Origin of the sequence: Pollutimonas bauzanensis, from assembly GCF_900129885.1 — a bacterium.
In the GTDB taxonomy this organism is placed as follows: domain Bacteria; phylum Pseudomonadota; class Gammaproteobacteria; order Burkholderiales; family Burkholderiaceae_B; genus Pollutimonas; species Pollutimonas bauzanensis.
On the sequence record NZ_FQXE01000004.1, the window covers coordinates 12665 to 29956 of the forward strand.

Consider the following 17292-nt stretch of genomic DNA (forward strand, 5'->3'; position numbering starts at 1 on the left):
GCCACGTTGCATCTTGAACGTCCGGTCCTTGTTCCATGCCACGTTCGCTCCTTCCGCAAACACAAACAGGTCACCTCCAACGCTGTTAGGCACCACCAAAAATATGCTCCCCTACTTAACTACGGCTGTGGCCCTAGTAGCCCTTCTCTGTTCACTCTACAAGGAGATCTTGGCGGCCGCCAAGGCCGCCAAGATCCAACCCGTCATACGTGCGATTCGGCTTCATCACGTTGCACAGTTCGCCGTTGTTATGCTTGCGCTCTGGGCGGGAATAGACGCGGACAGCAAAGCCAAGAAAATCCGTCTTGCCCAATTGGACGCGGCTGCAGCGCAAGCAGCCTCGCAGCACAGCATTCCAATTCTGGATTACTACTTTCTCAAGCTACTTCCGGCTGCGTCCTTATTGAAAAACCATGATGAATATCAAGAAGCCCTTGACACTATGCCAACTGCTCTGCAAGAACGAAACGCCTGGGAAAGAGTGGCTACTCCTCGCCTCATCCAAGAACACGACGCAGCGCTTGAGGCATTTTCTGGCTTGCAGCGTATAGCCCGCTCAGTGCTTGCCGAGTCAACCATGTATGGTCAACGCTATCCTTTAAAGCTTGTTGAGTGGGCATCAAGAACATTGGAGATCAAAGCGCATGACCTTCCGATATTGCTCGGCACTGGTGAGGATGGAAGCGCCTACGCAGAACTCACCGGCCTTGGCATCGGTTCCTCGATCACTGCTGCCAGGGATGCAATGACGCGGCTCGAAAAGTGACGCGTATGCTTGTAAAGGGAAAAGTGAAGTACGTCCCGATGAACATCCGCGAACTCAATGCTTTCATACTGGTCGTTAGCGCCAGTGCATTGGCTCCCTATCCAGCTATTCCTAAAACTTCGGACATCAGGCCTCCATTGAGCGCCATTTATTTTGTGCTTGAGGGCTGTCGCTCCTGGCGCGAGAGCCAACGCACTCAAGATCAGTTGTTCAATATCGCAATAGTAAATCCATCTCACAGCCCTGCCGCCCGCCGTCTTCCGAGGTTGTGCCACCACCCGTCCTTGCGTTCATCCGGCCACATCGTTCTTCGTGATATTGCAAGGCACCACTATGCGGAAGGCCTTCCACCGAGACAAGCGTTACGCCGACCCGGGGCGGACAGCCGAGCAGAACGCTATATTAGCCATTAGATGGATACCACTCAACTAGCGAGAACATGCTTGGTTCTGTCTTCACAAGGCTGTTTATCGACTCAATGAGCCGTTCCGATGTCGCTGGGTTGCGAGTAGGCCGCCGATTATCTCCAATGGTATTTCCGATGAATTGTTGCCCGTCCAAAGATAAACTAAATCCAATTACGCTGTAACCTATCTCATCAGGAAGTCCAATAGCAGAGACTCGGCCATATTGTCTTCGCGCACTCAGCAATGGGAAAAGATCAATTTTTCTGACTTCCCTTTTTTCCTCTAACGCTCCGTCAGCAAGAATCCGTCCAGTAAGTTCCTTTACTCCCCAGTGGAGCTCTACGGGTAGGCTTTCGGGCACTGAAATATGGAGTAGTCCAACGAATGGAAACCCATCACGGATAAGTCCACGGACTTGTGTGCCGCCCATTTTATTTACGTTTCTTCCTGGATTCGAGATTGTGGGCCGAAGTACTTTAGCTTCGATGGCAATGCTTCGGTCAGCAAGCATCGATCCATTTCGGATTGGGACAATTAGGTAATCTATATCACCGGGCTGCCGGTCTAATGGCAAGCCAAGCCGTTCCCTATTAATGTTAATACCTACCAATATATCTTGTCCAAAAGCATGTTCAGGGTATGGAAATGCCGCATCCAAAGCAAAATGAATCGTATTGGATAAGGACTGGCGGTTGCCCGCAATCTTACGCAGAACCTCATGCTCTGAAGAAAGCCAACGGATATCCAAGCGCAGTTTATGAGGTCTCCTCTCGACCGAAGGGATATTCGTCATTCAGGCCAACCTTCCGGCAGCTCCAAGATGTCTCGTAGCTGTGCACCAGGGTGCCATTGCATCCTACCGCCCTGCGCGATAGCATGAGGCAATATCTTTAGTACTTCAGGAAGCGGGCTCGCGGCCATGGATTGAAGTAAATCGTATGGCGGCGTGATGCAACTGTGTACGGCGTGAGGTCATTGAACAGCCAAGCACCGCTAACACGCGTGGCTTGAGGTCCTGTCCTGCCTCGCCATACGCCATTTGGCGCCCGCTCAAGCCTTGGCTCCTTATCTGGCTCGTCAACTGAGAACATGAACTGCTCCTGCCCGTAAAGTGCTTGCATCTCGTCTAGCCGCGCGAGATGCAAGGAGCCGAAGTTAACAGCTACCAAGAGTGGCTTGTCCAGTTTGCCGTACTTTGAACCCTTGAACCTGACAGCGTCTCGAATTGGTGTCCATTCGCGATTTGTCTTCGGACCTGAGTCAAGGCGCTGACGATCAGTGAAGAGCATACTGTGACGGCTAACACTGAAAATCATTTTTATCATTTATGGTTTATTGGTAGACGCGTTTTTGACTTATGTAATTCCTCTTGCTGAGGCAGGCTTCAAGAAATTTTCACTTTTCCCCGACTGAAGCTTATAACGTAAACAGATCAAAAGTGAAACTTCAGCAAGCTCTCAAGCGAATCTGCTGAATGTCGGCTTCATTGAGATCAAACCATTCTCCGTTGATTCGCTTGTTAGCAAAAAGGTGGTGGTATCGCCTCTCGGCTTGATGGCAGTCGTCAAACCATGCACAGAGTGGGATGCTATAGATGATAGGAAGCTGAACGCCAAAAGCTCTCATCCTCGCTGGCACGTTTCGTATTCTTCCTACTTTGTAGCCATATGCAGATTTAAGAATGTAGACTACGCCGGCGCGAGGCCCCTTGGTGGGCTCTCCAACAACTTCGATAGGGTTGAGACGCTCGGGAGCAATGCGGCTTCGAGTTGACCACAACCTTGTAGGTCTCCTCTCAGCTGGGACATGATCACGAAGCTCCATCCCGTCAAACTGCTCTTGCCACAATTCGTGCAGGCCATAGTCAGCGATTTTTGCTTTGGCAAAGCCGAAGGCTCCCGCCTTCCAAAAGCCGCGCCCAGAAGGAGTATCTACCCAGATTTGAGCCGTGGTTGGCTTCCATTCAATGATTCTGGTAGCGCCTGTGCCACCTGTGATAATACCGAGCCATCTAAGCATGCCTGTTTTTTCTGCGTCGTCATAAGCGGCAACGGCGACTCCATGCCCCTTGGTCGGAGGTGATGCCTGTTGAACAAGGGATTGGGGAAGTATGAATTCCTTCGCGGGTTCGGGCTCAGTCGCGTCAAGTTCACATGGGACGCGCCAATATTTAGAAGGAGTCAGCATATCAGCCCTGAAAAAAAGAGGTCAAATCATGGCGCCGTAGATGCGACTGGCCTGAGTGCCTGGATGACTTTATCGCTGACGACAATCCGGTGCGCATAATCGATGCATTCATCGATGAATTGAACTTGGTGTCGTTAGGTTTCGACAACATCGTCATGCGACCAAAAATGTAAGTTGAGCCGTTTTAAAACCATTGTGCGACAGGATCCAAAATTCATCTCGAATTTTTTAAGCGACGTCTCCAGCGGTTTCCTCGTAGTCCTCAATTATCTCGTCCGACATGCGGGAAAGATGCTTGAGCTCGTTGACCTCTCGCATGGAATCAAAAGATAGATATGTGCAAATTTCTGACAAAGCTCGTCCCTCAAGCAATGAAAAGACTGGGCGCTTGATCTCCTTCATTACCTTCTCACGCCGCTCCACTGGTGCAACGATGTGAAGTTTGATGTTTAAGTTTGGCTGCATTGCTACCAAGTCGGCCATTCTCAGGAGACCGGAATAAATCGACGTAGTATGCTCAACTTCAAACGCTCTCACAATAGAGCGTCTGCGCAGCCATAGAACATCGATCTGCTCGATGGTGGCGATGGTGGTAGGGTCGTAACCGAGTGGAAGCTCATCCAACAGTTCGCCGGGCTGAGCCTGCCACACTTTCAACACTCGACTGCGATCAGATTTCGGCAGCCAAATTGTGAATCCCATTTCTGTGCCAATCCTAGCGAGAATCGCCTGGATTTGCATCGACTCCCGAATGGAATCAGGATCTTCCGTCGCTTCTTCTTCATCAGACTCCGTAGGTACGGTAACGCTGACTTCACCAGTTGCCGTTTTAACGGTATGTTCGCCTTTCCAAAGCGCCTTTACTGGCTCGAAATAAAAAAACCGCGATACTGTGCGGGCCGACCCAGCGAGCCCAAAATGTCGGGCTGCGTCCATGATCAACCGGTTGGAAACGGTTATCTTCGTTCCGATCGATGCCGAATCCCAATCAAACGGTAGCGACAGTCCTAGGAAATCAATTATCGTGCGTCGATCGTTTAATGAGATGATTGATAGATTCCCATTCGGGTCGTAGGCAGAAAGGAAGGCATTAATCGCATTCCCACTCTTACCCGTTAGGTAGTTTTTCTGATCACTGTTGAACACATACAACTCGTCGATGAGTGCGGCCTTCTGACGCACGTCTTTCTCGATCAAGAGGCTATACACCAGTTGACCCAACGCTTGGTTCGAGTGGAATTCATTTAGTAAGCGCTGCCATGCGCCCTGAGGAATCATTGCCCGCGCCACAGCCTCTGTATCCTTGCTATTTCCCTTACCGTTTCTGTCCAGAATTCGGATAACATTGTCGCAATCGGCATCCGGAATCGGTGCACTATCCGATACCAATATTTTGTTAACCCAGAACTGCTGCACGTCCTGGCTAAGCTTCATCCACCTCTGATCCATGGATTCGGCGTCGTAAGCCTCTTGAAACCAGCGAACCAGAGTTGAAAAATCGCGTAAGTTTTTCACGGACAATTTGCTCTCCTGCTTTCACCAATCCAAGCGCGCTTTATGTCGGATGGCTCTACAGCGTTTAGTTAATTTGCTGTTGCGCTACCTTGGAATTTTGACAGTGTGTAGCGACAGTTGTGCAGATACTATACCCAATTGATATCCGTTAGGGATGTATTAAGGCCTTCTGAAAAGAATGTGATGATGTCCATCACAGTTCGTTTAACGCCTAGCTTTTTTCGCCGATGCCATATGGCATCGCAACACGTATTGACTGCCAATTCCAAAGGTCCATGTCATGTCGGCACGAGTCCGCGCGGCCGACGCTTAGCTGCCCTTGCCCCGACAAATCCATCCCCCCCGTAATTGCCGATCTACCGCTATTTTCAGAGCATGCCTACAGTGCGTTTCGTGCAATCTCAGGAACGACCCAAGATGGCTTTCGCGCCACGCAATCGCTCGGCTCCCAATGCCTCCTCCCGCAACGACTACGACTCGCCCTGGAAAGACGCCCTGGAACAGTACTTCGAGCCGGCGCTGGCTCTGCTGATGCCCGAGCTGCATGCCATCATAGACTGGTCGCACCCACCCCAATTCCTGGACAAGGAGTTCCAGGCCGTTTCACACAAGCGGCGGCGCAGGGCCTCGGGCGCTGGCAGGGCTCGCCCTGCGCATGCAAATCTATTGTCAGCGGATACTGGACCGCCACCATATTGAGTTTGCCAAAGGCTCGCTGGGGTTTGCCAGCTTTGCGATCCTGACCAACAGCCGTGGCGGGCCGCCACAGCTAAGTCACAAGCTGGAATTCCTCGGCGCTGCGGAATCCTTGGGCAGCGCAGAATTCCAGAGCGGCGGCATGCAGTTCCGTTGCCCGGTGATACACCTGGGGCAGTGGTGGCCGCGCTGGCGGGAACTCGAAGCCAAGGCGCAGTCCAATCCTTTTGCCGTGATCGTCATGGCGCAACTGCAGGCCCATGCGCATCACCGGGACGGCGCCGGGCGGCTGGCTGCCAAGACCCGTTTAATGGCGCTGCTCTATCGCCATGAATATACCAAAAAACGTCTGGTCGACTGGATATTGATATTACCGCCGGCACTGGAGCCGGCATTCGAACAAGCGCTGGAAGCAATAGAAAAGGAGCATAACGTGGCTTATGTGACGAGTATTGAGCGGCGGGCCGAAGAGCGTGGCATGGAACGCGGAATAGAACAGGGCGAACTGCGCGGCAAGCTGATGACATTGCAGCAGTTGATGGTTCTGAAATTCGGCCCCTTGCCGTCCTGGGCGAAGGCCAGGCTGAAGGCTGCCGACGAGGCCGCGTTATCCGACTGGACGGGCCGCATCCTGGTCGTCGGTTCGCTGGAAGATCTGCTGGGCGCCGCCGATCAAGGCTGATCCGGGTTTATTCAAATCGTTGTCCCCATCCAGGCGGAATGCGCGGGAGGCGCGTCCTTCGGCACTGCGGACTGCTGGCCTCTGGGCGGTATCGGCGGTGTAAGTACAGATTCGGTGTATCGCGCCAAGGCCCGCAAAGACGCTCAACCCCTCACGGATTCCAGCAGCCTCGTCCCAGAACAGGTAGACATTCCTGTCTCGGGCCTTGGCTCTTTTAATATCTTCTAACTGGCTGATTTTTTTTTATTTCTGACCAAAGAAAGCTTAACGCCACAGTCGGCTTCTGGCCGAAATTTGACGTCGGTCACGGTCGCCGTTCGATCCTGAGCGGACATGGATGAAGTGCGCATGATGTTGCAGTCAACTAAGCGGCGTTCCGTGCGCGTGCATTGTGGCGAGTTTTGGCATATTGGCCAGGTGGCATGCCGGTGTTCCGGGTGAAGGCTACTGTGAAAGTGCTCGATGAACTGTATCCCACCAGAGCCGCTACCTCGGAAATCGTCTTTTCCCGCTGTAGATAATCTCTTGCCAGTGCCATCCGCCACGACAGCAAGTATTCCATTGGCGTGACACCCACAGCCAAGTTGAATCTCTCAAAAAATGTAGAACGAGATAGCGCCGATGCTTTCGCTAGACGCTCAACGGTCCATGGCTCTTCTGGGCTTTCATGGATAAGTCGTATTGCGCTTGCTAATCGGGTATCGGTGAGTGCGCGTAGCAGTCCCTGCGACGTTACCGCATTGTTCGAAGAGCGTAAGGCTTCTATCAAGAGAACCTCCAGCAGACGCTCAAGGACAACGTCCTTCGCGGGTCGCTGCGAGCGCGATTCATCAATAACTAATTGAACCAGCGCAGACAGTCGAAAGTCGCCCCTGATATGTACCAGCTTCGGCAGCAGCGTCAAGAGCAAAGCGGAGTCTGGGGATGTCAGTCGGCAAACGCCAACTAGCGTTCGTACATCTGCATCGGCCGAGAGCAAGCCGCTGCGGTGTTCCCCGTTTTCCAGCAGTGTAGGTTCCGACTGCCACTCATGGTCGGACGGGATTTCGTAACTGGTCACCGAAAATTCTGACATCGAAGGAATCAACACGAAATCGCCAGCTTCAACGACCAGTTGAGTCCCATCAACCGTGTAACGCATCCTCCCTTCCATGATGACGCAGCAAAACAATGGCGCTTCATCGAATTTGCCACGCAGGCCCCAGCGTCCGGCGCCGGTCACAATTTTCGAGTACGCCATCTTTGGCTGGAGGAGGGTTACAACGGACGTAAGAGGGTCGACCACGCCGGACTCTCGCGAACAAAATTAGGATTATTGATTGTAGATGGTTTGCTTTGAGCGGACTATCGTTGTGTTTCCCTAACGTTGTGAGGATTCACATGAAAACCGTTTTAATCACTGGCTGCTCTTCCGGATTTGGACTGGAAACCGCCAAATACTTTTTGGAACGCAATTGGAAAGTCATCGCCACAATGCGTACGCCGCGCGAGGATGTTTTGCCGAAATCAGAGCATTTGCGCATCCTGAAATTGGACGTTACTGATGCAGAGAGCATCCGACATGCAGTCAAGGAAGCTGGACAGGTCGATGTGTTGGTGAACAACGCTGGTGTCGGTATGCTGGGACCATTCGAAAGTACTTCGATGGATGCGGTACGCGAGGTGTTCGAAACGAATACGTTCGGCACGATGTCCATGACCCAGGCATTTCTACCCCAGTTTCGGGCCCGTCGAGCTGGCGCTATCGTCAATGTAGCTTCGAGCGTAACGCTAAAAGCGTTACCACTGCTTCCCGTCTACACCGCCAGCAAGGCAGCGGTAGTAGCGTTCACGGGGTCCTTGGCGCTAGAGCTGCAGGATTTCAACATTCAGGTCGGCGTGGTCCTGCCAGGTATGGCTCCGGAAACCGCTTTTGCTAGCAACGCACATGCAAGAATCGCTCAGACCTTTCCCCAAGACTACGCTGCCACCATGGACTCAGTGCTCTCTGGATTTCAGAATTATGACGGCTTAGTCACACACTCGACTGATGTCGCAGAAGCTGTCTGGAATGTTGTGCAAAGCGGTACGACTGCATTCCGCGTTCCAGCAGGAGCCGACGCAGTTGAATGGTTCGATCAGAGCGAGTAGAAGTGTTAGCTCGACGGGAGGAATACGCTACGCATCTCCGATTGTGTGGCGTATTTCAGCACGCCTGCTCATGGCCGCTTCCGTGGAAATGTGCATTTAGTGCGCTTTCACATAGCCTCGACCCAAAGCCGTCATTTGCAATAGCCAAAGCGACAGTGAGTCTGCTTAGTTAGCCGCAGACAATTCCTGACCGACCATCATCCGATGACCATCTGGTGTCCCTATGACGAACTCTCGCATGCCATGAGCTCTGTCGGTGGGAGGCTGAAGTATGATGGCGCCCCTGTTGACTAACTCACTGTGGAATGCATCGGCATCGTCGACATTGAGGTAACCAAAATAGCTGTGATCGCCGGTCGCAGAAGGCAGCATGGCGTCGGGGCAATGGCCAATCATGATGCGCACATCGCCTCTGGATACAAGCTGCCAGCCGGAGCCTTCAGGCCATTCAAGGCGAAAACCGAGCGCGTCATGAAAATATGATGCGCTTCGCTTTAGATCGGGTACCGCAAGCACGAAAGAGAACGAACGGAGTTTGGCGATTGATTCGGACATGTCAGTGCTTAATTCGATGGTGGTGCGCAATTGTATCTTCGGCTGTCCACCGTCCGTTTCTGGCCGAAACTTGGCGTCGGTCACCGTCGCCGTTCGGTCCATAGCTGCCTTCTGCCCCCGCTCTTTGCCAGTTGGTTTAAATATTCACTGTGAGCGCAACCAGCCGCATCACAAATGGGCGAACAACTATCACGCAGCAGAAAGCCACCGGCGTTGCCAAAAGGTAAGCCCTCAGAACATTAAGCCAATACCCGGAATCGAAACCGCTGTGCACAGCCACGATTGTCGCGCTCATTAAGAGTCCCATTATTAAAGCCATGTAAAAAGCAAAAACAAAAGGGGTGTAGCGCCGATGCAGCTTACGGCGGGCGGAAGCGGTTTTTAAATCGGAAGGCTTCATATTCGATCCTGTTGATGTTTGCCTTCAAAATGAAGTAGCCGTGAAGAAGCGCAGTGCGCGCTGGATGGCGAAGGTATAGGCATAATTGACATAAAGTTGATAAAGTCAACAATTATCAATTGTAAGGTAGACTTAGTCAACCTTTCTCGAGACGACATGACATCATCCTTACCCGTAGAAATATTTGACAGCCTGCATGAGTTATCGCACCTTTTTCGTACGCGGATGCGAAATCGCATGGAGGCCATACACCCGGAACTAACATTCAATGGAATGCGCATCCTAATGCACACGGGTCGCAATCCTGGCATAACTCAAAAGGATTTGATTGACCACAGTCATGCGGACAAAGCGCAAATGGCACGGATGCTTGCTCACCTCGAAGACAGAGGCTGGCTAGAGCGAATTGCCAGCGAAAGCGACAAGCGTGTGCGTTGCCTCCACTTAAGCGGGCAAGGCCGGCAGCTTTTTGCTCAACTGCGTGATTTACAGCATCAGGTGGCCAGCGAGTTGCTGAAAGACTGCCCGCAGGCGGTGCAAAAACAGATGTTGGCTCTATTGCAGCAAGCCTTGAACCCCTGATCGATCCAGACAATCAGCCTTGAATCACCGATCTTGCCGTGAACCGAGTTTCCTTAAAGTGGACTTCGTGAATGACGTCTTCTCGCCGCGGGCGGCGCCAGGCAAATAAATTGGCCAAGGTCAGGACTGTGTTTGAACGACCGGCATGGATTTCGGCCCATTGCCGTCCTGGGCGAAGGCGCGCCTGGAGGCGGCCGATGAGGCGGCGTTATCCGACTGGACAGGCCGCATCCTGTTTACCGGTTCGCTCGAAGATCTGCTGGGCGCCGCAGATCAATGCTGATCCGGGTTTATCCAAATTAAGCAAACTCTCCGGCTCCCCGGCCAGATCGCGTTTCAATTGTAATTGCGCCACGCTCCATTCCACGCGGGCCGGCATCGCCTGACGCCGCTTTACTTTACGATGTGTCGTCCGCCTGGCCGGCCACGGGGCGGGGGGGCAGGCATTTCAATCATACGGCGCGATTGGGCGGTTGGGGCAACAGTTCGTTAAGCCGATTGCCTGGATGATCGGCGACCCGCTCAGCCGCTGCCGCCTGCTCCTGGCATAAACTTCGTCTCAGCCGACACACGTTGTGCGGCCTTAATGTGCTCTTCAGTTTCAACGGCAAGAATAACGTTCCTGCCCGAGCCAGTTCTTCCCGGAGCCTTTCCATGCTTGCCACCTTGACACCTTATTTCCCTGCCTGGGCCCACGAATGGCTGGATTCCCTGCTGCTGGTCATCCAGTTGCTGATCATCGTGATCGGCGCCTGGCTCTTGCAGCGCGGCTTGCGGCGCATTTTGCGCCGGGCGAGCGCGCGCTACGACCTGCCGGTGCATTTGATGAAGCCCACCGCATCCATTACGCGCTGGATCATCGTGATGGCGGCCACGCTGCTGGTGCTTGGCCGGCTGGGCGTTTCGGGGACGGTGCTGTGGACGGCATTTACGGGTTTTGCGGCGGTAGGCGCCGTGGCTTTTTTCGCCGCCTGGAGCGTGCTCTCGAACATTTTCTGCGCCATGCTGATCTTCACCGCGCGTCCGTTTCGCCTGGGTGATCACGTCGAAATTCTGGACACGGCCGAGAAGCCGGGCGCCAGGGGCGAAGTGGTGGATATCAGCCTGCTTTACGTCACCCTGCGGGACAGCACGGAAGAGCATCCAGGGGCGCTCTTGCAGATACCCAATGCTCTGGTGTTCCAGCGAATTGTGCGCCGCTGGAAAGGCGGCCCGCCACGTCAACCCGCTGGCAATCGTCCTTCCGTTTTGTCCGAATAAATCCGTCGTATGAACGCCTGGCCGTCGAACCGGATGCTGCCGGGGCTTGGCTGGGACAAGCCAGCCAGCAGTTTGGACCCAAAGCGGAAATTCGTTCAAAACGCGGTAATGCGTTTAGATTCAGGCCTGCGGATGCTGCCAGCTTTTGTAAACGATCTCAATGCTGTAACCGTCGGGATCTAGGAAGTTGGCGGCATAGTAGCGAGGATCGTAGTAAAGACGGGCGCTGGGCCCGCCATTGTCAGTGGCGCCAGCAGCGATCGCAGCGTTGTAGGCTGCATCAACCTCGTCGGTGTTCTTGGCAACGAAACCGATATGGGCGGCTCTACCTTCCACAGTTCCTTCGCGGAGCCAGAAAAATATCCGGCCGTCAGCGCCAAAACCCTTCAGGTCGGGATGCCCCGGCGGTCCATCTTTGCCATCGTAATCGACCCGGTTCAGGATCCCCAACGGCTTGAAGACTGCGGTATAAAACGCAAGGGATCGATTGATGTCGCTCACTGAAATAAAGACATGGTCCAGCATGAATGTTCTCCGTTCGTTTAAATGTTGTAGCCGCCGCCGACTTCAATCGTCTGCGCGTTCACCCAACCATTGTCCTCCGACAAAAGGCTGGCAATCACCCGGCCCACGTCGTCGGCTTCACCGATTTTTCCAAGCGCTGTTTGGCCTGCAAGCAGGGTGACGAACTCGGGGCTTTGATCGAATGCTTTGCTAGTCATGTCGGTACGGATGGCGCCAGGAGAGATCGCATTTGCGCGAATCTTGCGCGGACCGAACTCCTTGGCCATGTAACGCGTCAGGACTTCCAGACCGCCTTTGAACGCGGCATAGGGCGCAGCGCCAGGTGTCGCGACGCGTGTTGTTGCGCTCGTCATGTTGATGATGTGCCCGCCAGCAGCCATTAATGGCAATAATGCCTGCGTCAGGAAGAACGGTCCTTTAAGATGCACATTCAACAAACCGTCGAACTCGGCTTCTGATACTGCTTCGATTGCATTGAAGTTGCCGTAGCCGGCATTGTTGACCAGGCCGTCGATGTGATCTTTGCCCCATGTCGACTTAAGTGCTTTGGCTACATCATCTCGAAATGCGGCAAACGAGCGGACCTTCGTGACATCGAGCGCCAGCGCGACCGCTTTGCCACCTACAGCATTGATCTGTCGCACAACTGATTCTGCGCCCGCCGGATGGCTGTTATAGGTGAGGATGATGCCCATGCCTTTTGCTGCGCACTGCTTTGCTGCGCTGGCTCCAATGCCTCGGCTGCCGCCGGTGATTATGATGATGCTCACGTTGTGGCTCCATTCAATAGGGTGGATAAAAGCTATGAATGGATCATAGGGACTTGAGCCAACACAAGCCTGCCCTTTCCTGCCTCAGACTTGCCTATTTCTGCTTTTTTCTTGCGGCTTGGCTCGCGTTGCGGTTAGATGACTGTTATGGAAAATCAATTAAACGAACTCAGAGCCTTGGCAGCAGGGGCGGAAAATCGCCGGACGGACACCGGTATCCCTCGTGTGGCGATGGTGCAAGGTGCCATTCCAGAACATGAACTGTCCGCTGTGTACGAACCCATGGTGAACCTGATCCTGCGGGGCAGCAAATCAATGACGGTGGGTGATCGCGTCCTGCATTACTGCCCGGCGAACTACTTCGTCATGTCCATCGACCTGCCAGCAATGGGCACAATCTGGCCTGCCGCTTCCGGCGAGCCCTATCTTGCAGTCGCCTTGACCTTGAATCCAGCCATCGTTGCCAGCCTGCTTGCCGATTTGCCTGAAACTGCTCATAGCAAACCTGCAGTAGCCGGCTTTTCCGTAGCAGCGGTGACCGACGAGTTAATGGATGCGTGGGTACGCATGCTTCGACTAATGGACAAGCCGGCGGACATTCCGGCTTTGGCGCCAGCCTACGAACGAGAGATTCTGTTCAGAGTATTGCAGGGGCCGCATGGCGCTATGCTGCGCGGGATTGCGACGCCAGACACGGCAATGGCTCGAGTGAGTCGAGCCATTAAGTTGATTAGACGGGATTTCGCCGCGCCGCTTCCAGTCGAGTCGCTGGCGGAGAAAGCGATGATGAGCGTATCGGCTTTCCATCGCCATTTCAAGGCCGTCACTGCCATGAGTCCATTGCAGTACCAGAAACGCATTCGTCTGCTGCAAGCGCGCACGCTTTTGACGTCAGGTGGCAAGAGCGTTACTGCCGCAGCTTTCGAAGTCGGCTACGAAAGTCCGACCCAATTCAGTCGTGAGTATGCTCGGACATTCGGCCTCTCGCCGGCACGCGACTCATCGCGAATTGTCGCCGCTATGCGGCGGGTCGAAGCCGGGTTACCAAATTAAGCGGCTAAGGTCTGGTTAAAAAGACGCTTACGAAACGGTTGCCGTAACAACCGCAGCGGCCTTGGCGTCCAATGGCGAGTCCCTTGTCGCTCTTGATTCCGAAGCAGTCTTTCGCCAGCGACAGCTTCTGGTCGAAGGAAGTCTATCACCGACGGTTTCATGCGGCCCTAAGCCGCCACTTGCAATAGCCAAAGCAACAGCGCTAGTGAATTTGCTTAATTAGCCGCGGGCCACTCCTGGCCCACCATCATTCGATGCCCATCTGGTGTCCCTATGACGAACTCTCGCATGCCATGAGGTCTGTCGGTCGGAGGCTGGAGTATGATGGCGCCCCTGTTGACCAACTCACTGTGAAGTGCATCGGCATCATCGACATTGAGGTAGCCGAAATAGCTGTGATCGCCGGTCACCGAAGGCAGCATGGCTTCGGGGCAATGGCCAATCATGATGCGCACATCGCCTCTGGATACAAGCTGCCAGCCGGAGCCTTCAGGCCATTCAAGGCGAAAGCCGAGCGCGTCACGAAAATATGATGCGCTTCGCTCCAGATCGGGAACCGCAAGCACGAAAGAGAACGGACGGAGTTTGGCGGTTGATTCGGACATATCTGTACCTATCTCGATGGCGGTGCGCAATTGTATCCTCGGCTATCCACCCTCCGCTCCTGGCCGGTAAACGACCGCGGCAGCTGCAGTATGCTCATACTAACGCATGGATCCGCCGCAGGCTCAGGGATTCCCCAGGCCGCCCTCGGGTGGGAGGGCACTATCGCCCTCCGCTTCAGGAGGGCCATGATGGATGCTACCTTCACCGCGTTGACACGCACTCCTTGGAACAAGGGCAAGATCATGCAGCATCGCACACCAAAGAGCTTGCTCTTTTCAAACTCGGCTTTGATCGCAAGCTTCGAGGCTGTGACTTGGTATGCCTACCTGTCGCGACCAGATGCGTGATAGGGTCTATCTCTACCCGCCTGCTTCATTGAGGTCGCACCCGCTTACGACGCTATCGCCGCCGACCCCAAGCGTGGCCTAGCTGCTGGCGATGTTGGCGATTTATGGCGTGGAGGATGTCACGCACGAGTGAATGATGTGTCTATAATTCGGCCCAGTTGTCCAGGCGCAGGCCTGGCACGCGCTGAAATTCACGCAGGTTGTTGCTGACCAGCGTCGTGTCCGCGACCAGTGCGTGAGCGGCAATCATGGTGTCCAGAGCCCCGATGGGCTGGCCCTTGCCTTCCAGAATGGCGCGCACGATGCCATAGGCGTCGGCGGCAGCATCTCCCCAAGCCAGCACGGTAACGCCTCGAAGGAAGCGGTCCACCTCATGTCCCAGGCGCGCGGCCTGGGGTAGCCGCGCTACCCCGTAGCGCAATTCAGCTCGGGTGATGGCTGAGATGCAAATCTCATGCACCGGATGCCTGCGCAGATGGTTTTCCAGCACAGGGTGACGCCCGCGCAGCAGGTAGCTGACGATGTTGGTGTCCAGCATGAAACGCGGGGTCATGGCTGATGTGTTGCCTTGTCGGGCGGAGCCTCCAGTGCACTGCGAGTTTGCGCGGACGGTTGATTGCGCTCGGTCAAGAAATCGCTGGGAACGGCGGATAGGTCGCGCTGGGTAAGGAATTCGTCCCACGACGTCCATCCCTTGCGGCTGGAGAGCACCACATCGCCCGTCAGCGGGTCACGGCGGATGAAAACTTCGCTGTCGTCGAAACGAAATTCGGCGGGTAGACGCACGGCCTGGCTACGGCCGTTCATGAATAGTTTGGCAGTTTGCATGGCGTGGACCTCTTGCAGATGGAGTCAATTCGAAGTATATATCATGTGATATACCAGTGCAAGGCTTGGTCTCTTGCAATATGACATGAGTCTGAGCGGAGCCTCGTGTTTCCAGCATGAGATGAGTCTGAAGCATTCGGGGCCAAGCCGTCGGTCCCATGTGCGTCGGGTGTTGACCCGGTTGAACTACGCCAGGCTCTCACTCGGGCATAAAGGCGTGGTCGTGCGTTGTCTTCAACACACCAGCGGCTATTCGCGCCAGCACTTGGTTCGACTGATAGGCCGGTTTGTGGCACGCGCCCCTGGGGCGGCGCAAGCCTCCCGTAGCGGGGTTTTACCGGCGCTACACCGAGACCGATGTGCGGTTATTGGCGCAGACTGATGCGCCCGGCGCGGGTGGCGGCATGTGTGAAAACCAATGGCCTGGTTCGTTCGTCATCAGGCATTCTCCCTCGGCTCACGTTACCTCTCGATTTTTCCGGCTTTGACGGGAGGCACGATGAGAACGTCTGTTGTTGAATGACTCAAGACTTGTGCCGCCACACTTCCCAGCACAAAGGCGGCGAGGTTCGAACGTCGCCTGCTGCCTAGAACGATGAGATCGGCCTGGATACGTTGCGCGAAGGCGAGGATGGCCGATGCCGGGCTGGATTCCGTTGGGACCGCATCAGCCAGGCCTATCAATCCGGCCTTCCTCATTTGGTCGCTTAGCTTTTTGTCGAAGTCTCGTTGCTGATGTGCGATGTGCTCGCGAACCTTGTCGATCGAATACGTCGATGCTTCAACCATGAGGTTCACCTGCGGAGCCTCGTAGGCGTATATGACTCTGCAACCCGCCGGAGCCAACCCTAGTGCCTTGCTCGTTCGCATGATTTCTATGGATTGGGGCGAGAGATCGACCGCCAGCAAAACACGGCGATAGTGACTATGCGCCTCGGTCCGCACCACCAGGACCGGGACAGGAGAGCGGCGTATGATCCGTTCGCCCGTCGTACCGGTAAAGAGCTTGCCCGCGCTGCGGCGGCGGGGCTCGCCAAGCACGAGCAGATCGGCGCTTCGGGCCAGATCCGGGATGACTGCGCACGGATCCCCTGGGATACTCTTTACTGTGCCGCATTCGGGGGAAAACCCAGGCGGATTTTCATGGCGGGGCTCGGGGGGCGCAGGAACATCGCCATCCTCGGCGACATGCACAATGTGCAATTTTCCGTGAACGAATTGAGCCAAAAGCCGCGCCCGCCGTTGCGCCAGCTCCGCTTCAGAGGACAGGTCGGTGGCCATGAGAATATTCATCATATTGGAGAATCTCTAGATACGTTCGATTCCTGAAGGGGGCGAGGCGCAAACAGGCATACATCTTCGCAACGTACGTCGCGAGTGCCTTACAGCATGGTGCCCAGCATTTGGTTTCTTCCGTATTCAGGTTGATTTCTGCGTGCCTGCTTTGGACAGGTACTGGTTATCGGTCACCTTCTCCATCCAGTCCACAGCGCTACCGTCGAGCTTTTCAGCGATGGCGATGTGCGTCATGGCGGTGGTGGAAGTAGCACCGTGCCAGTGCTTTTCTCCCGGCGCGATCCAGACGATATCGCCTGGCCTGATTTCCTCGACCGGACCGCCTTCCAGCTGCACCCAGCCAAGGCCGAAGGTTATGATCAAAGTCTGTCCAAGCGGGTGGGTATGCCAAGCCGTGCGCGCACCCGGCTCAAAGGTGACAGTCGCACCGCTGATCCGCGCCGGCTCCTCGCCGGCAAACGGGGCGTCGATTCGTACAGTTCCTGTGAAATATTCAGCAGGTCCTGCTGCGGACGGCTGCGAGCCGCATTTCCTGATATCCATGTGCGCTCCTTGTTGGGATGGACTTATGAATGTCGCGTGACGAGTATTGAGCGGCGGGCCGAAAAGCGTGGCATGGAACGGGGCGTATATTCGCCGCGATTCATGCTGCCATTATGGCAATGTAGCAACTTTGTCGGCAACGAT

The 17292-nt window shown here is 54.7% G+C and carries 22 protein-coding genes; 9 read left to right on the forward strand and 13 right to left on the reverse strand.

From position 1 onward, the window contains the following. The first annotated feature begins 169 nt into the window (after positions 1–169). A complete protein-coding gene (locus tag BUB23_RS08580; protein ID WP_143160928.1) occupies positions 170–766 on the forward strand; it encodes a hypothetical protein in 597 nt (198 codons plus the stop codon). A 402-nt stretch (positions 767–1168) separates the two neighbouring features. Here the strand turns inward: BUB23_RS08580 and BUB23_RS08585 are convergent, their stop codons facing one another. The 3 genes from BUB23_RS08585 to BUB23_RS08605 form a co-directional block, all read right to left on the reverse strand. Next, positions 1169–1966, reverse strand: a complete 798-nt coding sequence (locus BUB23_RS08585; protein ID WP_073102716.1) for a hypothetical protein — start codon at positions 1964–1966, stop codon at positions 1169–1171. Positions 1967–2619: 653 nt separating this feature from the next. Then, complete coding sequence (locus BUB23_RS08595; RefSeq protein ID WP_084135904.1) at positions 2620–3360, reverse strand: GIY-YIG nuclease family protein; 741 nt, start codon at positions 3358–3360, stop codon at positions 2620–2622. Positions 3361–3588: 228 nt separating this feature from the next. Then, positions 3589–4875 carry a hypothetical protein gene (locus tag BUB23_RS08605; RefSeq protein WP_143160929.1) on the reverse strand — a complete coding sequence of 429 codons (1287 nt, stop codon included), beginning with the start codon at positions 4873–4875 and terminating at the stop codon, positions 3589–3591. Between the two features lie 417 nt (positions 4876–5292). Between BUB23_RS08605 and BUB23_RS26655 the strand changes: the two genes are divergently transcribed. Both BUB23_RS26655 and BUB23_RS08610 read left to right on the forward strand, forming a co-directional pair. After that, the gene (locus tag BUB23_RS26655; protein ID WP_143160930.1) at positions 5293–5574 is read left to right on the forward strand and encodes a hypothetical protein; all 282 of its coding nucleotides are present in this window, start codon (positions 5293–5295) and stop codon (positions 5572–5574) included. Beyond that, entirely contained in the window at positions 5531–6253 is a 723-nt protein-coding gene (locus tag BUB23_RS08610) for an RpnC/YadD family protein (protein WP_073102720.1), read from the forward strand. The genes BUB23_RS26655 and BUB23_RS08610 overlap by 44 nt, the downstream gene beginning before the upstream one ends. A gap of 364 nt (positions 6254–6617) precedes the next feature. On the opposite strand, the gene BUB23_RS08615 is transcribed toward BUB23_RS08610, so the two are convergent. Continuing rightward, positions 6618–7493 carry an AraC family transcriptional regulator gene (locus BUB23_RS08615; protein ID WP_245801210.1) on the reverse strand — a complete coding sequence of 292 codons (876 nt, stop codon included), beginning with the start codon at positions 7491–7493 and terminating at the stop codon, positions 6618–6620. Between the two features lie 140 nt (positions 7494–7633). On the opposite strand from BUB23_RS08615, the gene BUB23_RS08620 reads away from it, so the two are divergent. Beyond that, the gene (locus tag BUB23_RS08620; protein WP_073102722.1) at positions 7634–8383 is read left to right on the forward strand and encodes an SDR family oxidoreductase; all 750 of its coding nucleotides are present in this window, start codon (positions 7634–7636) and stop codon (positions 8381–8383) included. A 165-nt stretch (positions 8384–8548) separates the two neighbouring features. On the opposite strand, the gene BUB23_RS08625 is transcribed toward BUB23_RS08620, so the two are convergent. Continuing rightward, complete coding sequence (locus BUB23_RS08625; RefSeq protein ID WP_245801211.1) at positions 8549–9040, reverse strand: VOC family protein; 492 nt, start codon at positions 9038–9040, stop codon at positions 8549–8551. Positions 9041–9074: 34 nt separating this feature from the next. Next, complete coding sequence (locus BUB23_RS08630; protein WP_073102723.1) at positions 9075–9338, reverse strand: DUF2798 domain-containing protein; 264 nt, start codon at positions 9336–9338, stop codon at positions 9075–9077. Positions 9339–9494: 156 nt separating this feature from the next. On the opposite strand from BUB23_RS08630, the gene BUB23_RS08635 reads away from it, so the two are divergent. The 3 genes from BUB23_RS08635 to BUB23_RS08640 all read left to right on the forward strand — a co-directional run bounded on the left by BUB23_RS08635 (position 9495) and on the right by BUB23_RS08640 (position 11180). Continuing rightward, the gene (locus BUB23_RS08635) at positions 9495–9920 is read left to right on the forward strand and encodes a MarR family winged helix-turn-helix transcriptional regulator (RefSeq protein WP_073103075.1); all 426 of its coding nucleotides are present in this window, start codon (positions 9495–9497) and stop codon (positions 9918–9920) included. A gap of 145 nt (positions 9921–10065) precedes the next feature. Next, positions 10066–10203 (forward strand): hypothetical protein, encoded by a 138-nt coding sequence (locus BUB23_RS27010; protein ID WP_178372291.1) that lies wholly within the window; start codon positions 10066–10068, stop codon positions 10201–10203. Positions 10204–10574: 371 nt separating this feature from the next. Then, positions 10575–11180, forward strand: a complete 606-nt coding sequence (locus BUB23_RS08640; RefSeq protein ID WP_073102724.1) for a mechanosensitive ion channel domain-containing protein — start codon at positions 10575–10577, stop codon at positions 11178–11180. Positions 11181–11300: 120 nt separating this feature from the next. Here the strand turns inward: BUB23_RS08640 and BUB23_RS08645 are convergent, their stop codons facing one another. Both BUB23_RS08645 and BUB23_RS08650 read right to left on the reverse strand, forming a co-directional pair. Then, positions 11301–11705: a VOC family protein gene (locus BUB23_RS08645; RefSeq protein WP_073102725.1), complete on the reverse strand. Its 405-nt coding sequence runs from the start codon at positions 11703–11705 to the stop codon at positions 11301–11303. 17 nt (positions 11706–11722) lie between these two features. Beyond that, the gene (locus tag BUB23_RS08650) at positions 11723–12475 is read right to left on the reverse strand and encodes an SDR family NAD(P)-dependent oxidoreductase (RefSeq protein WP_073102726.1); all 753 of its coding nucleotides are present in this window, start codon (positions 12473–12475) and stop codon (positions 11723–11725) included. 147 nt (positions 12476–12622) lie between these two features. Between BUB23_RS08650 and BUB23_RS08655 the strand changes: the two genes are divergently transcribed. After that, positions 12623–13528: an AraC family transcriptional regulator gene (locus BUB23_RS08655; RefSeq protein WP_073103076.1), complete on the forward strand. Its 906-nt coding sequence runs from the start codon at positions 12623–12625 to the stop codon at positions 13526–13528. A gap of 215 nt (positions 13529–13743) precedes the next feature. On the opposite strand, the gene BUB23_RS08660 is transcribed toward BUB23_RS08655, so the two are convergent. Continuing rightward, positions 13744–14163 (reverse strand): VOC family protein, encoded by a 420-nt coding sequence (locus tag BUB23_RS08660; protein WP_245801212.1) that lies wholly within the window; start codon positions 14161–14163, stop codon positions 13744–13746. Between the two features lie 156 nt (positions 14164–14319). On the opposite strand from BUB23_RS08660, the gene BUB23_RS27325 reads away from it, so the two are divergent. Continuing rightward, positions 14320–14481, forward strand: a complete 162-nt coding sequence (locus BUB23_RS27325) for a hypothetical protein (protein WP_245801213.1) — start codon at positions 14320–14322, stop codon at positions 14479–14481. Positions 14482–14623: 142 nt separating this feature from the next. Here BUB23_RS27325 and BUB23_RS08670 read toward each other — a convergent pair whose 3' ends face one another. From BUB23_RS08670 to BUB23_RS08685, 4 genes are all read right to left on the reverse strand, one after another. After that, positions 14624–15034 (reverse strand): type II toxin-antitoxin system VapC family toxin, encoded by a 411-nt coding sequence (locus tag BUB23_RS08670; protein ID WP_073102728.1) that lies wholly within the window; start codon positions 15032–15034, stop codon positions 14624–14626. Beyond that, entirely contained in the window at positions 15031–15309 is a 279-nt protein-coding gene (locus BUB23_RS08675; RefSeq protein ID WP_073102729.1) for an antitoxin, read from the reverse strand. Before BUB23_RS08675 ends, BUB23_RS08670 begins: the two co-directional genes overlap by 4 nt. 462 nt (positions 15310–15771) lie before the next feature. Continuing rightward, positions 15772–16605 carry a universal stress protein gene (locus tag BUB23_RS08680; protein WP_073102730.1) on the reverse strand — a complete coding sequence of 278 codons (834 nt, stop codon included), beginning with the start codon at positions 16603–16605 and terminating at the stop codon, positions 15772–15774. 123 nt (positions 16606–16728) lie between these two features. After that, positions 16729–17148: a (R)-mandelonitrile lyase gene (locus BUB23_RS08685; protein ID WP_073102731.1), complete on the reverse strand. Its 420-nt coding sequence runs from the start codon at positions 17146–17148 to the stop codon at positions 16729–16731. Between the last annotated feature and the right edge of the window lie 144 nt (positions 17149–17292).